Consider the following 20,134-nt stretch of genomic DNA (forward strand, 5'->3'; position numbering starts at 1 on the left):
TGACCGCCTCGGGGTACCCCACTTGACGGCACAAGTGAGGACAGTCGATCGATGTCGGGACCGGGGACCGCTTGACTCTGACGGCTCGGTGATCCCCGTCGCCGAGCACCCACCCGACGAAAGGCTCCGCCGTGCCCGCCAAGCACCGCGCTCGATCAGCGCGCCCGCACCTCAGACTGCTCGCAGGCAGCTGCGTCGTCGCGCTCGTCGCCGGCGGCTCCGCCCTCGTGCTGCCCCAGACGGCCTCCGCGGCCGAGAAGTTCTCGACCGCGGCGATCTACGGGACCGTGTCCGGCTCCTCCTCCGTGGTGTCGATCGACCGGACGACCGGCACGGCGACCACGGTCCTCACCGAGCCGACCGGCGCGACCGGGCTCAACCAGCTCGGCTTCACGAACGACGGCGACAAGCTGCTGATGACCAACGGGACGAACGTGTACGAGTACACGGCGTCGGCGACCGCGCCGGGCACCGCCTGGGAGACCACCGCACGCTCGACCGGCGCCACGGTGGCCAACCAGATGGGCGGGGTCGACCCCCGGACGGACAAGTACTGGTTCGGCGGGTTCGTGACGGGCTCGGGCGACAAGTTCTCGTTCACCAGCTACGACCCGGACGGGAACAAGATCGCCGCGACGGCGATCACGGTGACGGCGCCGACGCCGCCCGGCGGCAACGGCGACCTCGCCTTCGACCGCCTCGGCAACATGTACTTCATCTCGAGCAGCGCCGGCAACGCACAGATCTACCGTGTCGACGCGGCCGTCCTCAGCGGGACGACGACCACCGCCACCGCGATCCCCGTGGGCCCGGTCATCACCCCGCCCGCCGCGCTCACGTCGCTCGCCTTCGCCGACGACGGCTACCTCTACATCTCGGGCAGCAGCGGCAACAGCTTCCTCAAGGTCAACCCCGTCACGGGCGCGATCCTCGACCGTCGCACCCCCTCGGTCACGCTGACCGACATGGGCACGCGCCAGTACCCCTCCACCGGCCAGGCGTCGACGACGCTCTCCGAGGGGCGCCACGACGCCGACGACCAGTTCACCGTCGCCGTGGGCGGCGGGGACATCCCGAAGCCGGCCACCGCGAGCACCGCCGACAAGGACACGTCGGCGACCGCCGGTCCCGTCATCCTGCTGCCGGGCCAGTCGTACACGGCGACGCAGACGCCCGCCAACGACACGACGAACCCGGCGGACTACGCCACGGAGTACCGGTGCACGGACATCGGGACCGGCGCCGTCGTGTCGGAGGGCAAGGGCAGCACCGCCGCCTTCACCGTGCCGTCGGCCAACGGCAGCAACGTGAAGTGCGAGTTCGCCAACCCGCTCGCGGGCCCGACCGCCCAGGACGACACGTCGCGCGGCAACGCAGAGGGCCGACCGGTCACCGTCGACGTGCTCGCGAACGACTCCGGCGACCTCGACGCCACGACCGTGCGCCTCCTCGCGCCCGGCGTCACCGGCGCACAGCTCTCGAGCGACGGCCGCACCCTCGTCGTCCCCGGAGAGGGCACCTGGACGGTCGACGCGACCACGGGTCGCGTGACCTTCACCCCCGCCGACGGCCTCGTCGGGGACCCGACCACGGTGAAGTACACCGTCGACGACGTCCGCGGCAAGCGCGGCTCGGCCGCGATGACCGTCGCCTTCGCCGGCACCGCCGTCGCCGACGCCGCGACGACCAGCCAGGGCGCCGCCGTCGAGATCGACGTGCTCGGGAACGACCGCGGCCGCATCGACCGCACCTCCGTGACGTTCCCCGCGGCCGGACAGCCCGCCGGCGCCGTCCTCTCGGACGACGGCCGCACGCTGACCGTGCCCGGCCAGGGCACCTGGACCGCCTCCGCCACCACCGGCAAGGTCACCTTCGCGCCCGATCCCGCGTTCCGCGGCGACGCCGCCCCGGTGACGTACCGTGCCCTGGACGCCGACGGCACCGCCTCCACGGCTCCGATCTCCGTCTCGGTCAGCGCCGTCGCCCCCCGGGCCACGGACGACATCGCCACGACCGGGCAGAACGCTCCCGTCACGGTCGACGTGACCGCCAACGACGCTGCCGGCGTCGCCGGCGGCACCCCGATCGACCCGACGACCGTCGTGTTCCCCGCTGCGGGCCAGCCCGCCGGGGTCACGGTCTCGGGCGGCGGCCGCGTCGCGACCGTCGACGGCCAGGGCACCTACCGCGCCGACCCCGACACCGGCGTCGTGACCTTCACCCCCGCGCCCGGCTTCGCCGGGCCCGTGACGGTCGTCACCTACCAGGTGTCGGACACGAGCGGCCTCACGGACACCGCCACCATCGAGGTGAGGGTGAACACCGTGGCGCCGACCGCGAACCCCGACCGCCCCACCACCGAGCAGGGACGCCCCGTCGTGACCGACGTGCTGGACAACGACGTGGCCGGCAACGAGCAGACGCCGATCGACCCGACCAGCGTGTCGTTCACCACTCCCGGCCAGCCCGCCGACGCCACCGTGTCGAAGGACGGCCGCACGCTCACCGTGCCCGACCAGGGCGTCTACGAGATCGACCCGAAGACCGGCGCGATCACCTTCACGCCCGAGCCCGCGTTCCGCGGCGAGGCCACACCGATCAGCTACTGGGTCGCCGACAACGACGGCGAGTCGTCGGTGACGACCGTCACGGTCACCGTCACCCCGGTGGGCCCGGCGCCGTCCGACGACACCGACGCGACGAGCCAGAACACACCCGTCCTGATCGACGTGACCTCGAACGACGCCCCCGGCGTGGAGGGCGGCACCCCGCTCGACCCGACCACCGTGGTCTTCCCGACCACAGGCCAGCCCTCGGGCGCGACGGTCTCGGACGACGGCCGCACGCTGACCGTCCCCGGCCAGGGGACCTGGACAGCCGACCCGGCCACCGGCGGGGTCACCTACACGCCCGCCCAGGGAGCCACCGGCACGACGAGCCCCGTCGTCTACCAGGTCGCCGACACGGGCGGAGCCCAGGGCGCCGGCCGGATCACGGTCACCGTGGCGCCCGTCACGCCGACCGCGACCGACGACGCCGCCGAGACCCGTCAGGGCACCCCGGTGACGGTCGACGCCGTCAGGAACGACCGCGGCGGCAACGCCCGGACCCCGATCGAGCCGACCTCGGTCGTGTTCCCCGCGAAGGGACAGCCCGCGGGAGCCGACGTGTCGACCGACCGCCGCACCCTCACGGTCGCCGACCAGGGCACCTACACGATCGACCCGGCCACCGGAGCGATCACCTTCGCCCCCGTCGCGGGCTTCCGCGGCGAGGCCTCGCCGGTCGTCTACGGCGTCTCCGACGTCGACCGCACCTCGACCACGGCGACCCTCACCGTCACGGTGCGCGAGGTCGGGCCGAAGGCCCAGGACGACACGGCCAGCACGCCGCAGAACACCGCGGTCGCCGTCGACCTCCCGCTGAACGACGCTCCCGGCGTGGCGGGCGGCACGGCGGTCGACCGGAGCACCGTGGTCTTCACCGCCGCGGGCCAGCCGAAGGACGCCGTCGTCTCCGACGGCGGCCGCACGCTGACCGTCCCGGCGCAGGGCGTGTGGAGCGTCGACCGCACCTCGGGCGTCGCGACCTTCACGCCGGCCGACGGCTTCGCCGGCACGACGACGCCGGTCACGTACCGGATCGCCGACGCGGGGGGCGCCACGAGCACCGCCGTCGCCACGGTCACGGTGACCCCGGTCGCCCCGCGCGCCGTGGACGACCGGGCGACCACCCCGCAGAACACCCCGGTCACGGTCGACCTCGTCGCCAACGACGCCGCCGGCGTCCGCGGCGGTGCGGCGATCGACCCGACCTCGGTCGTGTTCACGACGACCGGCCAGCCGGCCGGAGCCGTGCTCGCCGACGGCGGGAGGACCCTCGCCCTGCCCGGCGTCGGAGTGCTGCGGATCGACCCCGCGAAGGGCTCGGTCGTCTTCTCGCCGGCGCAGGCCTTCGTCGGCACCACGGCACCGGTCACCTACCAGGTCGCCGACGCACGCGGACTGACCGCGACGGCCACCGTCGTGGTCACCGTCACCTCGGTCGCTCCCACGGCCGCACCGGACAGCGCGCAGACGCCGGCCAGGACCCCCGTGACGATCGACCCCGTGGCGAACGACGCGCCCGGCAACGCCCGCACCCCGCTGGCCCCGACGTCCGTCCGGCTGCTCGACGGGACCGGCTCGCCCGTCACGACCGTCACGGTCGCCGGCACCGGGACCTTCACGGTCGACGCCACGACGGGGCGGATCACCTTCGCCCCCGAGGCCCCGTACACCGGCACGGTCACCGTGCCCTACGTCGTCAGCGACGTCGACGGCGGCACCGCCCGCTCGACCGTCACCGTGACGGTGGGCGCTCCCCCGACCGCCGTGGACGACCGCGGCACGACGACCCCGGGCACGCCCGTGACCGTCACGGTGACGGGCAACGACAGCTCGGGCTCGACCGCGCTCGACCCGCGCTCGGTGCAGCTCGTCGACCCGGCCACCGGCGAGCTCGTCTCGTCGGTGACGGTGCCCCGCACGGGCACGTGGCGGGTCGGCATCGACGGCACGATCACCTTCACCCCCGAGGCGGCGTTCTCCGGGACGGCGACCGTCACCTACTCGGTCGCCGATGAGGACGGCAGCCGCTCGACCGCCGAGCTGGCCGTGACGGTGCCCGCGTCGCCGGGCGTCGCCGTCACCCCGGCAGCTGACGGAGGCGGCCTGGTCGTCACCGCACCCGGCGGCGGCAGCCTCGCCTTCACCGGCACGGAGCTGGCGGTGCCCGCGAGCATCGCGGTGCTGCTGCTGGTCGCGGGCGGGACCCTGCTGGTGCTCCGTCGCCCGCGGAAGCCGGCACGCCGGCACTGATCTGCGGGGCACTGAGCCGCCCGACCAGGTGAGCCGAGGAGGCGCACGGCACCCGCCGTGCGCCTCCTCCGTCGTCGAGGAGGCGGTGCTCCCCTCGATCGCGGGGGCGCGGTGCCGAGACGATCGGCCCTAGCGTCAGCAGCATGTCCTACGAAGAACCGATGGTCGCCTACGACTACGGACCGAGCTTCTCGTCCATCCTCACGACGCTCGCCGCGGTGGCGCTGCTCGGGCTGGGCATCGCGCTCGCCGTCCTGCTCATGCGCCTCGTGCTGGTGGCCACGCGGGCCCTCACGGTGTTCAGCCGAGAGCGCGAGCTGCGCCTCGAGACGCTGCTCGCCGAGACCGGCGCCGCCGCGCCTCCCGCGCCGGCCGCACCTCCGGCACCGACCGCACCCCCGGCGCCGGCCGCACCCGCACCTCCCTCGGCCGACGACGATCGGACCGAGGGCACCCCTCCCCCCGGCGGCGACGCCTCCGACGACGGGGACGCCACACCCCGCTGAGCCGAGGCTCAGCCGGTGACGCGGGTCAGTTCGCCTTGACGGTGGCGAGCTCGTCCCAGTGGGTGGTCGCTCGGGGCGAGACCATGTCGCGCTTCATCGACCAGCCTCGTCGGTGACGGAGCCCGGCGACCCCGAGCCCGAGGGTGTCCTCGCCGAACTTGCCCGCGATGCGGTCGATGACCGCACCGTAGGCCGGTGGTGCGGCGCCCTCGAGGTCGAACACGTCGAGGCTCGCGTGCTCGTCGCGCGGGGTGAGCTCCATCAGCGTGACGCCCGCGCGCACGTAGCGCTTGCCGGCCTCGAGCTGCGGGCCGAGCGCGGCGATCGCCGCGCGGGCGAGGGTCGCCGCGTCGTCGGTCGGCTCCGGGAACGCCACCGACACCGAGTGGTTCGTGTGCGCGGCGCTGTCCGAGAACGGTGAAGTCGCCGCGAAGCAGCGCATCATCCGCGTGAGCGAGCCCTGCCTCCGCAGCCGAGCCGCGGCCCGCTGCGTGTACACCGACAGCACCTCCTCGAGCTCGGTCACCGTGGTGACCGGCACCGCGAACGACCGCGAGTGGTAGATCTGCTCGCGCTCGGGCTGGACCTCCTCGATGGGGAGGCAGTCGACGCCGCGCAGCTCGTGCACGACCCGGGCCTGCACGACCCCGAACCGGGCGCGGATCCGTGCGGCGTCGGCGTCGCGGAGGTCGGCAGCGGTGTGGACGCCGAGCGGTGCGAGCTTCTTCGCCGTGCGGCGCCCGATGCCCCAGACGTCGCCGACGTCGACGCTGGCGAGGATCGCGGTCTGCCGGTCGGGGGCGTAGCTGCCCAGGTGACAGACGCCTCCCAGCGCCCGGTTCTGCTTCGAGCCGCGGTTGGCGAGCTTCGCGAGGGTCTTCGTCGGCGCGATGCCGATGCTGACGGGCAGGCCGATCAGCTTGCGCACGGCCCGCCGGATCTCGCGCGCCTGCGCGATCGTCTCGTCGAGGGTGCCGGTCAGCTCGATGAACGACTCGTCGATCGAGTACACCTCTTGGCTGCTGGTGTAGCGGCTGAGCACCTCGGCTGACCGGGCCGACATGTCGCCGTAGAGCTCGTAGTTGCTCGAGACGGCCACGACGCCCTGCATCTCGGCGATCGGCGCGATGCTGTGCCAGGGCGCGGCCATGTCGACGTTCAGCGCCTTCGCCTCTTCGGACCGGGCGATGACGCAGCCGTCGTTGTTCGACAGGACGACCACCGGCCGACCCTCGAGGGACGGGTCGAAGACCCGCTCGCACGAGACGTAGAAGTTGTTCGCGTCGACGATCGCGATGCTGCGACCGGACACACGAGGCGCAGACGCCGACGCCGACGCGGGAACGAGATGCTCAGACACGGTGCAGGCACCTCGTCACGACGCCCCAGATGGTCGCCTCGTCGAGCTCGGACAGCACGATCTCGGGGTAGGCCGGGTTCTCGGGGCTGAGCACCATGTGCCCGTCGCGCCAGGACAGGCGCTTGACCGTCAGCTCGGCGTTGACGACCGCGACCACGACGTGCCCGTCGTGCGCGTCGAGCCCGCGGTCGACGACGAGCTCGTCCCCGTCGAAGATGCCGGCGCCCGTCATGCTGTCGCCGCTGACCCGCACGAGGAACGTCGCCGTCGGGTCGCGCATCAGGTGCCGGTTCAGGTCGACGGGCCCGTTGTAGTACCCCTGCGCGGGCGACGGGAACCCGGCGTGCACCGCCTCGGCCGCCTGCTGCGGGAGGAGGTGGTCGGGCCGCGGCTCGCCGCTCACCGCGCCGATCACCTCGGTCACGGTCGTTCCTCCCACGTCATGCCCGGACGGTAGCACCGGCCGCCGACACTGCCGCGGCGGCCGCCGGCAGCTGCCCGCGGCCAACAGCCGGCAGCCGCCCGCCAGCTCACGGCACCAGGACGACCTTGCCGGCGAGCGTGCGGGACTCGGCGAGCTCCAGGGCCTCGACCACCGCCTCCAGCGGGAAACGGGCCGCGACGTTCGCCGTCACGACGCCGTCGCGCACGAGCTCGAGCACCTGCCCCAGGTCGTGCTCGAGACGGGCACGGAACCGTCGCGGCGTGCGCGAGTGCCCGCTCCACAGGTCGTAGAACGTCGCCCGTCGGCCGTTGGGGAGGAGGCTCCAGGCCCCGATCCGGACGAGCTGCCGCAGGAACGGCGGCCAGATGCTCCCCGTGCCTCCGGTCGCGCTGGCGATCGCGTAGGCGACGAGCGTGCCGCCGGGCGCGAGCATCGTCCACGCGGTGCGCGTGACCTCTCCGCCGATGTTGTCGAACACGGCGTCGACGCCGCCGGGGGCGAGCTCGCGGACGCGCGCGGCGAGGTCGGGATCGGCGTAGTCCACGGGCTCGGCGCCGGCACGGCGCAGCACGTCGTGGTGGCGAGGCGACGCCGCCGCGATCACCCGCACGCCGTGGTGCAGCAAGAGCTGGATCAGGATGCCGCCCACTCCCCCGTTGGCGCCGAAGACGAGCACCGTCCCGCCGGGCCGGACCCGTGCCGACCTGTGCAGCATCTGCCACGCCGTCACCCCGTTGACCGTGACGGTCTCGGCGTCCTCGGCGGCGACGCCGTCGGGCACGACGACCGAGTCGCGCTCGCGCACGACCGCCTGGGTCGCCCACCCGCCCGTCTTGGTGAGGCTGGCGACGCGGCGGCCGACGAGCGAGCCGTCGCCGCCCGGGCCCACAGCCGACACCGTCCCGACGAGGTCGTAGCCGGGCGTGAAGGGGAACGCTGGCTGACCGGGGTAGCGCCCGCGCCGCATGGCCTGCTCCGCGAACGAGATGCCGGTCGCCTCGACGGTGACGAGCAGCTCGTCCGCTCGCGGCTCGGGCGTCGCGACCTGTTCGATCAGCAGCCCGGAGGGCGGCACGACGCCCGGCAGGACGACGCGGGTGGTGGTGGCGGAGGGAGCAGTGGTGTCGGTCATGGTGATCTCTCTTCTCGAGTGGGTGGTGGGGGTAATTACTGACTGGTCAGTCACAAGTGCGGACAGGAAAGAAGAAGGGTGCAGGAGGCGCTCGTCACCGGTGCCGGATCCCCGCGGTCACCGAGGCGGCCCAGGAGTCGCCGACGGACGAGAGGTCCGTCTGCACGATCAGGTGGCACAGCTGACCGTACGCGATGAACCGCTGCACGTCGGCCGGGGCTGCGCCGGAGACCCGCTCGACCGCCCGGACCACGTCGCGGAGGCCGTCGCGCACGGCGGCGCGGATCTCGGGCACGGCGCTCGCGCTCTGCGCCTGCGACTGCATCATGATCAGGTCGCGGTCCTCGACGAGGGCGACGTACGCCTCCGTCATCGCGTCGAGACGGCCCGCCGGGTCGGTCGACGAGCTCGCCTCGCCTGCCTCGACGAGGGCGACGGCCACCCGCGAGTACGTGTCCTCCACGGCCGCGAGGAACACCCCGAGCTTGCCCGGGAAGAGCCGGAACACGTAGGCCGGCGACACCCCGGCGGCGGCGGCCACGTCCGCGACGGGAGTCGCGTGGTACCCCTTCTCGGCGAAGACCCTCACCGCGGCCGACGTGATCCGGGCGCGCTGCGCCTCGGCGGTCGAGCGGAGGGCGGTGCCGGCGGCGGTGGTCATGTGACTGAGTGAACACTTACATGTCGCCGCTGTCAAGAGGCATGCGACCCACCTGCGAGGAGGCGTCAGGACGAGTGCCGCGCGGTCCAGTCCGCGAAGGGCGCCGTCGCGCCCTCGACGTGCCCCTGCTCGGCCGCCAGGGCGCGGTCCTCCGGGGCCTTCGCGTACTCGTCGTAGAAGGTCGCGAGGCTCATCAGCCGGTTGCCGTCCTCGTAGTGCTCGCCCTCCTCCTCGCGGCTCACCGCGTAGATGACCCGGTCGGGCTGCGCGTAGTAGAGCGCGCCGAGGCACATCGGGCACGGGTACGCCGTCACGTAGGCGTCGAAGCCGCGCAGGTCGGTGATGCCCTGCTCGGCGGCCTGGCGGATGGCGAGGATCTCGGCGTGCGCGGTCGGGTCGCCCGTCTGGGCGACGTGGTTGCTCGCCTCGACGACGACCTCGCCGTCACGGACGAGGAGGCACGCGAAGGGCTTGCCCCCGGCGTCCACGTTCTCCTTGGCGCGCTGGACGGTGAGGGCGGTGAAGGTGTCGTCTCGTTCGGTCATGCCCCGAGAGTGCACCTCGCGCACGAAGGGGCGTCCAGCCAGACCGCAGGCGACGGGCCGTGCACTCCAGGAGGCGGTGGGCGCCTACGCGGAAGCGGTCGCGTCGGCGTCGGCGTCGGCCTCGGCGTCCGGCTTCATCCAGAACGGCGAGCAGTGGTACCCGTCCAGGTCGTCGAACTGGCGCTGGTACATGAACGGGTAGTCGTCGGTGTCGCCGACGCGACCGCCTGCGGCCGCGGCGCGCTCGACCAGCTCGTCGACCGCCTCCTGGCTGGGCAGGTCGAACGAGACCGTCACCTTCGAGGGGGTGTCGGGCCCGCCGATCAGCTCCTCGACGCCGCCGACGCTCTCGTACATCGCGCGGCTCGTCAGCATCACGTTCTGCTCGGGCGCGATCGCGAAGCACGACGACTGGGGGCCCGACGTCGCCGCCTGCAGGTCCCAGCCGAGCGCGGCGTAGAAGGCGGTCGCGCGCTCGACGTCCGTGACGGGACAGCTGAGGAAGAGGGTCATGCGCACACCCTCGCCCTCGGCATCCCCACCGTCAAGGTCCGGACGTCCCGGATGCCGCCCGAGCCGGTCGAGCGCCGTGGGTCACCACCAGAAGGGCGCCTGCGGCACGTAGTGCTCCTCGAGGCGGCGGACGTCGTCGTCGGTCAGCTCGACCTCGAGCGCGGCCACGGCGTCGGCCATGTGGTGCGGCTTGGTCGCGCCGACGATCGGGGCCGAGACCACCGGGTTCCGCAGCACCCAGGCCACCGCGACCTGCGCCATCGACACCCCGTGCTCGGCGGCGACCTGCTCGACGGCGTCGATGACCGGGCCGTCGGCGTCGGTGTCGAACGCCTTCGCGACCTCGTCGACGGCCGAGCGGTCCGTCGTCACGTCGCGCGGCCTCGTCAGCCGCCCCTTGCCCTGCGGCGAGTACGGGACGAGCCCGACGCCGAGGTCGGCGCAGAGCGGGATCATCTCCCGCTCCTCCTCGCGTTTCAGGAGGTTGTACTGGTCCTGCATCGACGCGAACGGCGTCCAGCCGTGCACGGCCGCGGCCGTCTGCAGCTTCGCGAACTGCCACGCGAACATGCTCGACGCACCCGTGTACCGGACCTTGCCTGCCTTCACGAGGTCGTGCAGCGCCTCCATCGTCTCCTCGACCGGCGTCTCGTCGTCGAAGCGGTGGATCTGGTAGAGGTCGATGTAGTCGGTGCCGAGGCGCCGCAGCGACGCGTCGACCTGCTCGAGGATCGCCGCGCGCGAGAGCCCCGAGCCGCCGGGCCCGTCGTGCACCTTGCCGCTGACCTTCGTGGCGAGCACGATCTCCTCGCGCCGCGAGTACTCGCGCACGGCACGGCCGACGAACTCCTCGCCGGTGCCCTGCTGGTAGACGTTCGCGGTGTCCCAGAGCGTCACGCCGAGCTCGACCGCCTGGCGGAAGAAGGGCGCGGACGCGTCCTCGTCGAGGGTCCAGGTGTGCAGGCCCCGCGTGGGGTCGCCGTAGCTCATGCAGCCGAGGCCGATCCTGCTGACGCGCAGGCCCGTGGTGCCGAGTCGTCCGTACTTCATCGGGGGGTGTCCTCTCGTCGCGCGTCGTCGTTCCTCGGGTGCCGGCCAGCGGCCTGCCTGGTCTCCCGCACCTCCTGGCTGGCGGGGGTCGCGCCCCAGCTGGCGAGGAGGCGGAGGCGCTCCTCGGTCGGCGAGCCCGGCTCGGCGCTGTAGATCAAGAAGTTGAGCCCCTGCTGCCCCATCGGCTCCATGGCCTCGTAGACGAGCTCGAGGTCGCCGACGACCGGGTGTCGGAACGACTTGTTCCCCGACGCGTGGTGCCGGACCTCGTGCGCGCCCCACCGGGCGCGGAACTCGTCGCTGCGCGTGGAGAGCTCGCCGACGAGGTCGTGCAGCGCCTTGTCGTGCGGGTCGCGGCCCGCCTCGGTGCGGAGGATGGCCACGTTGATGTCGGCGGCGATCGACCACGACGGGTAGAACGCCTCGGCCAGCTCGCGGTGCAGGAACACGTAGCGGGCCAGGTTGACGGGGCGGTCGGGGAGCGCGTACAGATCGGAGTAGAGGGCGCGGAACAGCGCGTTCTCGCCGAGCACGTCCATCCGGCCGTTCCGGACGAAGGCCGGGCCGGCCGTCACCGAGTCGAGGGCGAGCTGCAGGGCACGGGAGATGCCCGACGGCCGCGAGCGGGCCCGCGAGCGGCTGCGGACGGGCGACTCGTTGGCTGCCCGGGCGAGGTCGCCCAGGTGCGACCGCTCGGCGTCGTCGAGCAGCAGCGCGCTGCCGATCGCCTCGAGCACCGCCTCCGAGACGCCCCCGAGGCCACCGCGTTCGAGCCGCGAGTAGTACTCGACGCTGACGCCGGCGAGCATCGCCACCTCGGTCCGTCGCAGGCCCGGCACCCGCCGACCAGGGCCGCCGGGCAGCTCGACCTGCTCGGGTGTCACACGGGCTCGCCTCGTGGTGAGGAAGTCCCGCACCTCGCTCTTGTTGTCCATGGCATCGACCGTACGACGCCGGGGCGGCGGGATGGGTGCTCCGGTGGGGCACCCCCGACGAGAGACGGGGGCGCAGCCCGGTGAGGGGCGCCGCTGGGGGTGAACTCTCGACGCCGCGATGCTGGTGAGAGGCCTCGGATCGACCTGCCCGCACCTCCTGAGCTCGATCTGGGGCCTCTCACCCCCGACGGACCGGGCGAACCGGCGGAGAACGCTCTGTTCCGCCCCTCCGACAGCACTTCGTGTCGGTTCACCCGCCGGGGCGCGTCCCTCTAGGCGGGCGGGGCCGGGGGCGACGGCGGCGACCACGCCGACCCGGGGCCGGTGGCCTCGACGAGGTGACCGGTGAGCTGCCCCAGGCGCCGCGCCTCCTCGTCGGTCAGCACGTCGAAGACGAGTCGGCGGACGAGCTCGCGGTGCCCCGGCGTCGCGGCCCGCACCACGTCGTGGCCGTGCCCGGTCAGCGTCCCCAGCGTGAAGCGGCCGTCCGTGGGGTCGACGGCGCGCTGCACGAGACCGCTCTTCTCGAGCCTGGTCATCGCGCGGGAGAGCCGAGAGAGGGTGCAGGCGGCGTAGCCGGCGAGGACGCTGAGCCGCAGGGTCCGGTCCGGCGCCGTGTCGAGGGCGACGAGGACGCCGTACTCGAAGTGCGTGAGGCCGCTGTCGCGCTGCAGCTGCGCGTCGAGCGCCGTCGGCAGGCGCTCGAGGAGGGTGGCGAGCGAGGCCCACGTGGCGAGCTCGTCGGTGCTGAGCGACATGCGGCCAGCCTAGCCGCGATGACTTGCTCGGGAAAGTCATCGCGCGTATCGTGACTTGCTCAGGCAAGTCATCGGCGTCCCGGACGCCGGACCAGGGATCGGAGAGACATGGACATGCAGCTCGACGGCAGGACCGCGTTCGTGAGCGGCTCGACGGGCGGCATCGGCTGGGCCGTCGCCTCCGCCCTCGCCGCCGAGGGCGTGCACGTCACGCTCAACGGCCGGAGCCCGGCCCGGGTGGAGGCGGCGGTCACCCGCCTGCGAGCGGAACGTCCCGGAGTGCCGGTCGCGGGCATCGCCGCGGACTTCTCCGACGCCGCCCAGGTCGCGGCCCTGATCGACCAGCTCGGCGACGTCGACGTGCTCGTGGCCAACGTCGGGCTGTTCGGCCTGGCGCCGTTCGCGACGATCGACGACGCCGAGTGGCAGCGGTACTTCGACGTGAACGTGATGAGCGGGGTCAGGCTGTCGCGGGCGCTCCTGCCGGGCATGCTCGAGCGCGGCTGGGGTCGCGTGCTGTTCGTCGGCAGCGAGTCGGGCGTCTCGGTGCCGGCCGACATGGTGCACTACGGCGTCACGAAGGCGGCGACGATAGCCCTGGCCAACGGCCTGGCCAAGACGACGCGGGGCACGGCGGTCACGGTGAACACCGTGCTCGGCGGACCGACCTGGTCGGACGGGGTCGAGGCGACCGTCACGGGGATCGCCGGGGCGCAGGGCATCCCCGTCGCCGCCGTCCGGGACGCCGTCATCGGCCAGAACGCGACCACCCTGCTCGAGCGGTTCCTGCAGCCGACGGAGGTCGCCTCGCTCGTCACCTACCTCGCGAGCCCCGTCGCGTCGGCGACCAACGGGGCTGCGCTCCGGGCGGACGGCGGGGTGCTGACGACGACGCTGTGAGCTGATCCGGGAGGCGCCCCTCGCCTGCCAGCGGGTGCCGGCACGGACGGACGGGTCAGGAGGACGCGCCCGCGCGCGCCTTCGCCCTCGTGCTCGACTCGTCCACGGCGCCGGCCAGGGACAGCTCGAGGGCGAGCTCCAGGCAGCGAGCCCGGGCCGGGGAGAAGTCGTAGGGCATCATGCCGACGGCGTCGGCAAGGCTCCGCGACCTCCGCCGACGACCGGACCCGGACCCACCGTCGGCGCCGGTGTCGGTGTCGGGCTCAAGGTCGGCCCCCTCCGGGTGCAGCTCGTCCCAGGCCGCGACGAGCGCGTCGTCCTCCGCGTCCTGGCCGGACTCCTCGATGGCCGCGAGCAGCACCTCCTCGAAGGCGTGCCGCTCGGCGGCCACCTCGGCCACGCGGGGGTCGTCGACGGCGACCGTGTCGTCGAGCGCCGCCTCGGCCGCGTCGACGCGATCGGACTCCGTGCGGAGCTCGGGTCGGGTCGCGAGCGCGACGAAACGGCCGGCCTGCACGGCGGCGCCGAGCGGGCCGAAGATCCGCTCGGTGACGAGCAGGGCGTCGAGGTCGTCCTGGCGGAGCGAGCCCTCGGGCAGGCCCGTGAGCCGCTGAGAGACGAACTCGTCGAGCAGGCCGGTCCGGCTGCCCAGGGCGCGCATGCGGCGGACCGCGGCTCGCTGGCGCTGCAGCTCCGCCTCCTTCGCCTCGAGCGTCGCCTCCAGCTGCTCGAGCACGTCCGCGACGTCGCCCTGGCCGGCAGCGGCACGGTCCGGAGCTCCGGCGTCGACCGAGTCGAGGGCGGCAGGACCGTCGGCGGAGGCGCCCGCGAAGGCGTCGCGGATGTCACCCAGGGCGATGCCCGCGTCGGTCATCTTGCGGATCCAGAGCAGCCGGATCATGGTGTCGTAGTCGTAGCGACGGCGCCCGCCGCCGTCGCGCTCGGGCTCGGGCAGCAGCCCCAGCGCGTGGTAGTGGCGGATCGCCCTCGGCGTCGTGCCGACGAACGAGGCGGCGTCGCCGATGGCGACCTGGCGAGGCGGGATGAAGGACGAGGACACGGCGGGGCCTTCCTGAGGGTGCGCGGGAGGTGGTGCAACGGTCCCCACCAGACCAGATGACGTCGCGTCAGGTGCAAGTCCCGGCGCTCACCAGGGGCCGAGGTCGCCGCCGTTGATCCCGTAGAGGGCGATGCCGACGATCGCCGCGATCGCGAGCACGGCCACGGCGAGGGGCGCCCAGTCCATGAACACGTCCGAGCGGGACCGGGAAGGCACAGCCGCACCGGGGCCACGACCACGTCGGCGAGCCGTCGGGCCGCGCGTCTCGGCCTCGTGACTGCCGTGCCCGTCACCTTCACCCAGGCTCTCGCCCCCGCCCCCGCTCTCGGCCTCGGCCTCGGCCTCGGCCTCGGCCTGGCTCTCGCGCTCGGCGGCCGCGAGGCCCTCACGGAGTGCTTCGCGGAAGCGGCGATCCGCGGCGGAGCCACCGAGCTCGTCGGGGTCGGTCATGGTGCTCCTGTCGGTGTGCGGGGACTCCTGTCTACCGTCTCCGCGGCCGACCGGCACCCGGCTCGCCGCCGCCTCAGCTCTCGGGGTGCAAGCTCGCGTCGGCCTCGCCGGTCGTCCACGAGGTGAAGTGCACGGTGAGGTCGCCGCGCGACGGGGCGCAGCACATCGGCCCCGCCGAGACACGGGCACCGGGGTCGAGCGGCGCCACCCGGACGAGCCGCCACGGCTCGTCGTCCACGCGGGCCCGGACGGTCAGCGCGTCGCCGGAGCGGCTCGCGCGGATCGTGACCTCGCGGCCGTGCCAGCCGGGCACCGGCGAGAGCGACCAGTCGGACACGCCGCGGGTGACGACCGCGCCCAGGCTCTCCTCGCCGTCGCTGCGCTCGACGCCGGCCTTGGTCCAGGTCTCGTCGTCGACCTTGACGAAGATGCCCGCCTGGTCGAACTGGGCGGTGAAGTCCAGCCGGAACGACACCTCCTGGGCCGTCTCCTGCTCGAACGGCACGAGCAGCGCGTGCTCGGTGTCGTGCACGAAGCCGTAGGAGGTGGTGCGCCAGGCGTCGCTCCCCTCGACGGCCGTCACGCGCAGGCCGTCGGACGCGACGTCCACCTGTGCGGGGGCCGTCGTCCACGTGCCGGAGTTCCAGTCGATGTCGGTCATGACGCCGAGTGTACGCTTGTACACATGACACAGGACCACTTCGCCGGCGACGGACGCAGCAACCGCGAGCGGATGCTCGCGGGCGACCTCTACGTCGCCGACGACCCCGAGAGCGCCCGACTCGCCCAGCGCGCCGTCCGGCTCGCCGACGCGTACCACCGCGCCGCGGTCGAGGACGAGGCCGCAGCCCGCCCCCTGCTGGAGGAGCTGCTGGGATCGCTGGGGGAAGACGCGTTCGTGAAGCCGCCGCTGTTCGTCGACTACGGCGAGAACATCCGCATCGGCGCCCGGACCTTCGTCAACTACAACCTCACGGCCCTCGACGTCGCCGCCGTGACGATCGGCGAGGACTGCCAGATCGGGCCGAACGTCCAGCTCCTGACGCCGACGCACCCCGTCGAGCCTGGGCCGCGTCGCGACCGGCTCGAGGCGGCCCTGCCGATCACGATCGGCGACAACGTCTGGCTGGGCGGCGGGGTCGTCGTCTGCCCGGGCGTCAGCATCGGCGACGACAGCGTCATCGGCGCCGGCGCGGTCGTGACCCGCGACGTCCCCGCCGGCGTCGTCGCGGTCGGGAACCCCGCGAGGGTCGTCCGGAGCGTCACGGGATGACCGCTGCCCGCTCGCCCCGCCGGACGGACCCCGGCCGACGGGACCGCATCCTCGAGTCGTGCCTCGACGTCGTCGCCGAGGTCGGGGTGGACGGCACCACCCACCGGCGCGTGGCGGTCGCCGCCGACGTGCCCCTCGGCTCCATGACGTACCACTTCGACGGGATGGACGAGCTCCTCCTCGAGGCGTTCGCGCTCTTCGCAGACCGCGTGGCCGAGCGGTTCCGACGCCGCCTGGCCGGCGACCTCACCCCGCAGGAGGCGCAGCGCGCGGTGGTCGAGATCGTCACCCGGGACGTCGTCGGCAGCCAGCGCGACCTGGTCCTCACCCACGAGCTCTACACCCTCGCGGCGCGACGCCCCGAGTACCGGTCGATCACGCAGAGGTGGATGGCCCTGAGCCGCGCCGCGCTCGAGCAGCACTTCGACCCCGAGACGGCCCGCCTGCTCGACGCCCTGATCGAGGGCCTCACGATCCACCGTGCCCTCGACCCGGAGCCGGCCGACGAGGACGTCGTGGCGACGGCCGTGGGACGCATCGTTCGTCCTGGTTGACTTTCCATCTCGGAAACACTTAGTGGCGCCGACATGGAAAGCCATTCGAACGACGACTCGTCCCAGCCCGTCGACCCGGTCGCCGCCTTCCGGGTCGCGAACGACGCCCAGGCCCGCATGGCCGCCAGGGTCCGCTCGCCCTGGTGGGTGCACGTCCTCCGAGGGCTCCTCGTCGCGGCGACGGTCTACGGTCTCGGCGCCCCCGACAGCACCGGGTGGATGCTGCTCGGCGTCGTCGGTCTCATCGCCCTCTCCCGCCGCCGCGTCCGTGACGTCGGCATCGCCCGCGCGAACCCCGAGCGGTGGCGGTTCCTCGCGCTCGGGGCCCCCTGGGCGATCATCGCCCTCGTCGTGATGGTCGCGGCCCTGGCCTTCGTCGTCATCGCCCAGGACGAGCCGCTGTGGCAGGTCGGCGTCGCCGCCGGCGTCGCCGGAGTCGTCACCCTCGCCCTCGGACCCCCTGCCGACGCGGCCGCCCGTCGCCGCCTGGGCGGCGAGCTCGGAACCGGGGACGCCCGGTGAGCGGAGCCGCACCCGAGCCGGTGTTCGACGCCGTCGTGCACGCTCCCCAGAGGCTGCAGATCTGCGCGATGCTCGCACGCGGCGGCGAGGTCGAGTTCGGGGTGCTCCGAGAGGGGCTCGACGTCTCCGACGCGACCCTCAGCAAGCACCTCAAGACCCTCACCGAGGCCGGCTACGTCGAGCTCCGACGCGTGCAGCGCGCCAAGGGCCAGGCCCGGACCTGGGTGACGCTCACCCCGGCCGGGTCGCAGGCGCTGCGCGGCCACTTCGCGTTCCTGCAGGGCCTCGCGCCGTAGCCGCGGGTGTCAGGCGACCGGTGCGCTCCTGACACGATCGGCCGCCGTGGCCATGTGCTCCCGCATCGCCGCGAGCGCGGCGTCCGGGTCGTGTGCCTCGATGGCCAGGAAGACCGCCCGGTGCTCCCGGTAGGCAGCCTCCGCCTGGCTCCGCTCGCTCAGCCCGCGCTCCACCCAGAGCCGCAGGAGCGACCGGGTGCTCTGCAACAGGTCCTTCAGCACCATGTTGTCGGCGCTGAGGGCGATCTGGAGGTGGAAGCGGATGTCCGCCTGCAGGAACCCGTCCAGGTCGTCGAGGGAGTCGGCCATGACCGCGATGTAGGCCCGCATCGCGTCGATGTCCGCGTCGCTGGCCCGCTCTGCGGCGTAGGCGGCCGCCTGGATCTCCAGGCCGCCGCGCACCTCGATGAGCTCGCGGGTCCGTGCGGCGTTGAGCATCAGACCCCAGCTGAGGGTCGTCGGCAGCAGCTCCGACGCCTGGTCGCGCAGATAGGTGCCGGACCCGGGACGGACCATGACCACCCCGAGGATCTCGAGGGCAGCCAGGGCCTCGCGCACGGCAGACCGCCCCACGCCGATCCGCTCGGCGAGCTGCCGCTCGGGCGGCAGGCGAGAGCCGGGGGCCAGCTCCCCCGCCGTCAGGAGCCCGACGAGCTGCTTCACGACCTCGCTGACCGCCGTTCCTCGCGGCACCATCTCGAGCTCGAGATCGAGGCTCGTGGGGTCGCTCTCTGGGTAGGCCGGCACGGGGCGAGCTTACCCAGCGACGCCCCGACGGCGCGCTCACCTCCTTCTCGCCTCGCGCCAATTGGTCAACCGGTTGACAAGTTGGGCCGACCGAGGGCACGATGATCTCCGCACGTCGTCGACATCGGTCGCGGACGTCATCCGACAACGTCGTTAGATCCCTAGGAGTCACTGTGGACACCCCCGCCCAGACGACCGCGCCTCAGAGCGCCGTCGAGAAGTCCGCGATCCGCAAGGTCGCCATCCGCCTGGTGCCGTTCGTCGCGTTGATGTTCTTCATCAACTACCTCGACCGCACCGCGATCGGCTTCGCGGCTCCGAACGGCATGGAGTCCGATCTCGCACTGTCGGCCGCCCAGTTCGGCTTCGCCTCCGGCGTCTTCTTCATCGGCTACATCCTGTTGGAGGTGCCGTCGAACCTCGCCCTGCACAAGTTCGGCGCCCGCAAGTGGCTCGCCAGGATCATGGTGACCTGGGGCATCGTCGCCTTGCTCTTCACCTGGGTGCAGAACTTCGAGCAGCTTGTCGCCCTGCGGTTCCTGCTCGGCGTGATGGAGGCCGGCTTCTTCCCCGGAGCGATCCTCTTCCTGAGCCTCTGGGTCCCCGCGGCGCACCGCAGCAAGATCCTCGCGCTGTTCTACCTGGCGCAGCCCTTGACCACCGTGATCGGCGCCCCGCTCGCCGGCTGGCTCATCAGCCACGACGGCGTCTTCTTCGGGCTCGAGGGCTGGCGCTTCATGTTCATGGGCGTCGCGATCCCCGCGATCGTCGTCGGCATCATCGCCTGGTTCTACCTCAAGGACAAGCCCGCCGACGCCAAGTGGCTGACGAAGGAGGAGCAGGTCTGGCTCACCCAGGCGCTCGTCAAGGAGGCCTCGACGAAGACCGGTGCGGTCTCGACCTCGGGCAAGCACCCCGGACTCGGTGTGGTCTTCAAGAACGGCCGCGTCTGGATGCTGTCGTTCATCTACTTCGGCTTCATCTACGGCCTCTACGCCCTGGCGTTCTTCCTGCCCACGATCATCGGCGGCTTCCAGGAGCAGTTCGGCACGGAGTTCACCGTCACGCAGCGCGGCTTCATCACCGCGATCCCCTACGTGCCGGCCGCCCTCGCGCTGTACTTCTGGTCGCGGGACGCCTCGCGTCGCGGCCTCAAGACGTGGCACATCGTGATCCCGGCCGTCGTCGGCGGCCTCAGCATCCCCCTGGCGCTCTACGCCCAGTCCCCCGCGCTCACCATCGCCGTCATCGCGATCACGGCCATGGCCATCTTCGCCGCGCTGCCGAACTTCTGGACCCTGCCCACCCAGTTCCTCACGGGCGTGGCCGCGGCCGCCGGCATCGCGCTGATCAACACCGTCGGCAACCTCGCCGGGTTCAGCGCGCCGTACATCACGGGCCTCGTGACGGACGTGACGGGCGACTACCGCGCGCCGATGTTCATCGTCGGTTTCTTCATGCTGCTCTCGGCCGCTCTGATGGTCGTCCTCAGCCGCATGAAGAAGCCGGAGGACGCCCTCAGCCCGCGCGAGCAGGCCGACCTCGCCGCGACCGCCGGGCTCGACTGA

21 protein-coding genes are annotated in these 20,134 nt (G+C 72.9%); 8 read left to right on the forward strand and 13 right to left on the reverse strand.

What is annotated here, in order from left to right; translation table 11 throughout:
• Positions 1 to 131 precede the first annotated feature (131 nt).
• A complete protein-coding gene (locus IFT77_RS06095; protein ID WP_192169435.1) occupies positions 132 to 4,859 on the forward strand; it encodes an Ig-like domain-containing protein in 4,728 nt (1,575 codons plus the stop codon).
• Positions 4,860 to 5,002: 143 nt separating this feature from the next.
• A complete protein-coding gene (locus tag IFT77_RS06100) occupies positions 5,003 to 5,365 on the forward strand; it encodes a hypothetical protein (RefSeq protein ID WP_192169436.1) in 363 nt (120 codons plus the stop codon).
• Between the two features lie 25 nt (positions 5,366 to 5,390).
• Here the strand turns inward: IFT77_RS06100 and IFT77_RS06105 are convergent, their stop codons facing one another.
• From IFT77_RS06105 to IFT77_RS06145, 9 genes are all read right to left on the reverse strand, one after another.
• On the reverse strand, positions 5,391 to 6,725 hold the full coding sequence (locus IFT77_RS06105; protein ID WP_192169437.1) for a Y-family DNA polymerase: 1,335 nt from the start codon (positions 6,723 to 6,725) through the stop codon (positions 5,391 to 5,393).
• Positions 6,718 to 7,128: a LexA family protein gene (locus IFT77_RS06110; RefSeq protein ID WP_371740966.1), complete on the reverse strand. Its 411-nt coding sequence runs from the start codon at positions 7,126 to 7,128 to the stop codon at positions 6,718 to 6,720. The genes IFT77_RS06105 and IFT77_RS06110 overlap by 8 nt, the downstream gene beginning before the upstream one ends.
• A gap of 127 nt (positions 7,129 to 7,255) precedes the next feature.
• Entirely contained in the window at positions 7,256 to 8,302 is a 1,047-nt protein-coding gene (locus IFT77_RS06115) for a medium chain dehydrogenase/reductase family protein (protein WP_192169439.1), read from the reverse strand.
• A gap of 94 nt (positions 8,303 to 8,396) precedes the next feature.
• Complete coding sequence (locus IFT77_RS06120; protein WP_192042662.1) at positions 8,397 to 8,963, reverse strand: TetR/AcrR family transcriptional regulator; 567 nt, start codon at positions 8,961 to 8,963, stop codon at positions 8,397 to 8,399.
• A 65-nt stretch (positions 8,964 to 9,028) separates the two neighbouring features.
• Complete coding sequence (locus tag IFT77_RS06125) at positions 9,029 to 9,508, reverse strand: nucleoside deaminase (protein ID WP_192169440.1); 480 nt, start codon at positions 9,506 to 9,508, stop codon at positions 9,029 to 9,031.
• Between the two features lie 84 nt (positions 9,509 to 9,592).
• A complete protein-coding gene (locus tag IFT77_RS06130) occupies positions 9,593 to 10,021 on the reverse strand; it encodes a VOC family protein (RefSeq protein ID WP_192169441.1) in 429 nt (142 codons plus the stop codon).
• Positions 10,022 to 10,102: 81 nt separating this feature from the next.
• Positions 10,103 to 11,071: an aldo/keto reductase gene (locus tag IFT77_RS06135; protein ID WP_192042659.1), complete on the reverse strand. Its 969-nt coding sequence runs from the start codon at positions 11,069 to 11,071 to the stop codon at positions 10,103 to 10,105.
• Positions 11,068 to 12,006, reverse strand: a complete 939-nt coding sequence (locus IFT77_RS06140; protein WP_192042658.1) for a helix-turn-helix transcriptional regulator — start codon at positions 12,004 to 12,006, stop codon at positions 11,068 to 11,070. Before IFT77_RS06140 ends, IFT77_RS06135 begins: the two co-directional genes overlap by 4 nt.
• Before the next feature lie 272 nt (positions 12,007 to 12,278).
• Positions 12,279 to 12,764 carry a MarR family winged helix-turn-helix transcriptional regulator gene (locus IFT77_RS06145; protein ID WP_192042657.1) on the reverse strand — a complete coding sequence of 162 codons (486 nt, stop codon included), beginning with the start codon at positions 12,762 to 12,764 and terminating at the stop codon, positions 12,279 to 12,281.
• A 108-nt stretch (positions 12,765 to 12,872) separates the two neighbouring features.
• Here IFT77_RS06145 and IFT77_RS06150 point away from each other — a divergent pair, with 108 nt between their 5' ends.
• Positions 12,873 to 13,664 (forward strand): SDR family NAD(P)-dependent oxidoreductase, encoded by a 792-nt coding sequence (locus tag IFT77_RS06150; protein WP_192042656.1) that lies wholly within the window; start codon positions 12,873 to 12,875, stop codon positions 13,662 to 13,664.
• 55 nt (positions 13,665 to 13,719) lie between these two features.
• Here the strand turns inward: IFT77_RS06150 and IFT77_RS06155 are convergent, their stop codons facing one another.
• The 3 genes from IFT77_RS06155 to IFT77_RS06165 form a co-directional block, all read right to left on the reverse strand.
• Positions 13,720 to 14,724, reverse strand: a complete 1,005-nt coding sequence (locus tag IFT77_RS06155) for a MerR family DNA-binding transcriptional regulator (RefSeq protein WP_192042655.1) — start codon at positions 14,722 to 14,724, stop codon at positions 13,720 to 13,722.
• 87 nt (positions 14,725 to 14,811) lie between these two features.
• A complete protein-coding gene (locus tag IFT77_RS06160; protein ID WP_192042654.1) occupies positions 14,812 to 15,174 on the reverse strand; it encodes a hypothetical protein in 363 nt (120 codons plus the stop codon).
• Positions 15,175 to 15,247: 73 nt separating this feature from the next.
• Entirely contained in the window at positions 15,248 to 15,835 is a 588-nt protein-coding gene (locus tag IFT77_RS06165) for a DUF1349 domain-containing protein (protein ID WP_192042653.1), read from the reverse strand.
• 24 nt (positions 15,836 to 15,859) lie between these two features.
• On the opposite strand from IFT77_RS06165, the gene IFT77_RS06170 reads away from it, so the two are divergent.
• The 4 genes from IFT77_RS06170 to IFT77_RS16800 are packed head-to-tail and all read left to right on the forward strand — an operon-like array spanning position 15,860 to position 17,819.
• On the forward strand, positions 15,860 to 16,447 hold the full coding sequence (locus IFT77_RS06170; protein WP_192042652.1) for a sugar O-acetyltransferase: 588 nt from the start codon (positions 15,860 to 15,862) through the stop codon (positions 16,445 to 16,447).
• Entirely contained in the window at positions 16,444 to 17,001 is a 558-nt protein-coding gene (locus IFT77_RS06175) for a TetR/AcrR family transcriptional regulator (RefSeq protein ID WP_192042651.1), read from the forward strand. Before IFT77_RS06170 ends, IFT77_RS06175 begins: the two co-directional genes overlap by 4 nt.
• Before the next feature lie 33 nt (positions 17,002 to 17,034).
• A complete protein-coding gene (locus tag IFT77_RS16795) occupies positions 17,035 to 17,523 on the forward strand; it encodes a hypothetical protein (protein ID WP_192042650.1) in 489 nt (162 codons plus the stop codon).
• Positions 17,520 to 17,819, forward strand: coding sequence for a transcriptional regulator (locus IFT77_RS16800; protein ID WP_192042649.1), 300 nt, complete (start codon positions 17,520 to 17,522; stop codon positions 17,817 to 17,819). The genes IFT77_RS16795 and IFT77_RS16800 overlap by 4 nt, the downstream gene beginning before the upstream one ends.
• A 9-nt stretch (positions 17,820 to 17,828) precedes the next feature.
• On the opposite strand, the gene IFT77_RS06190 is transcribed toward IFT77_RS16800, so the two are convergent.
• Positions 17,829 to 18,566: a FadR/GntR family transcriptional regulator gene (locus tag IFT77_RS06190; RefSeq protein WP_371740953.1), complete on the reverse strand. Its 738-nt coding sequence runs from the start codon at positions 18,564 to 18,566 to the stop codon at positions 17,829 to 17,831.
• A gap of 173 nt (positions 18,567 to 18,739) precedes the next feature.
• On the opposite strand from IFT77_RS06190, the gene IFT77_RS06195 reads away from it, so the two are divergent.
• Positions 18,740 to 20,134, forward strand: a complete 1,395-nt coding sequence (locus IFT77_RS06195; protein WP_371740954.1) for an MFS transporter — start codon at positions 18,740 to 18,742, stop codon at positions 20,132 to 20,134.

It is taken from the genome of Frigoribacterium sp. CFBP 13729 (assembly GCF_014841875.1).
Classification (GTDB): Bacteria; Actinomycetota; Actinomycetes; order Actinomycetales; family Microbacteriaceae; genus Frigoribacterium.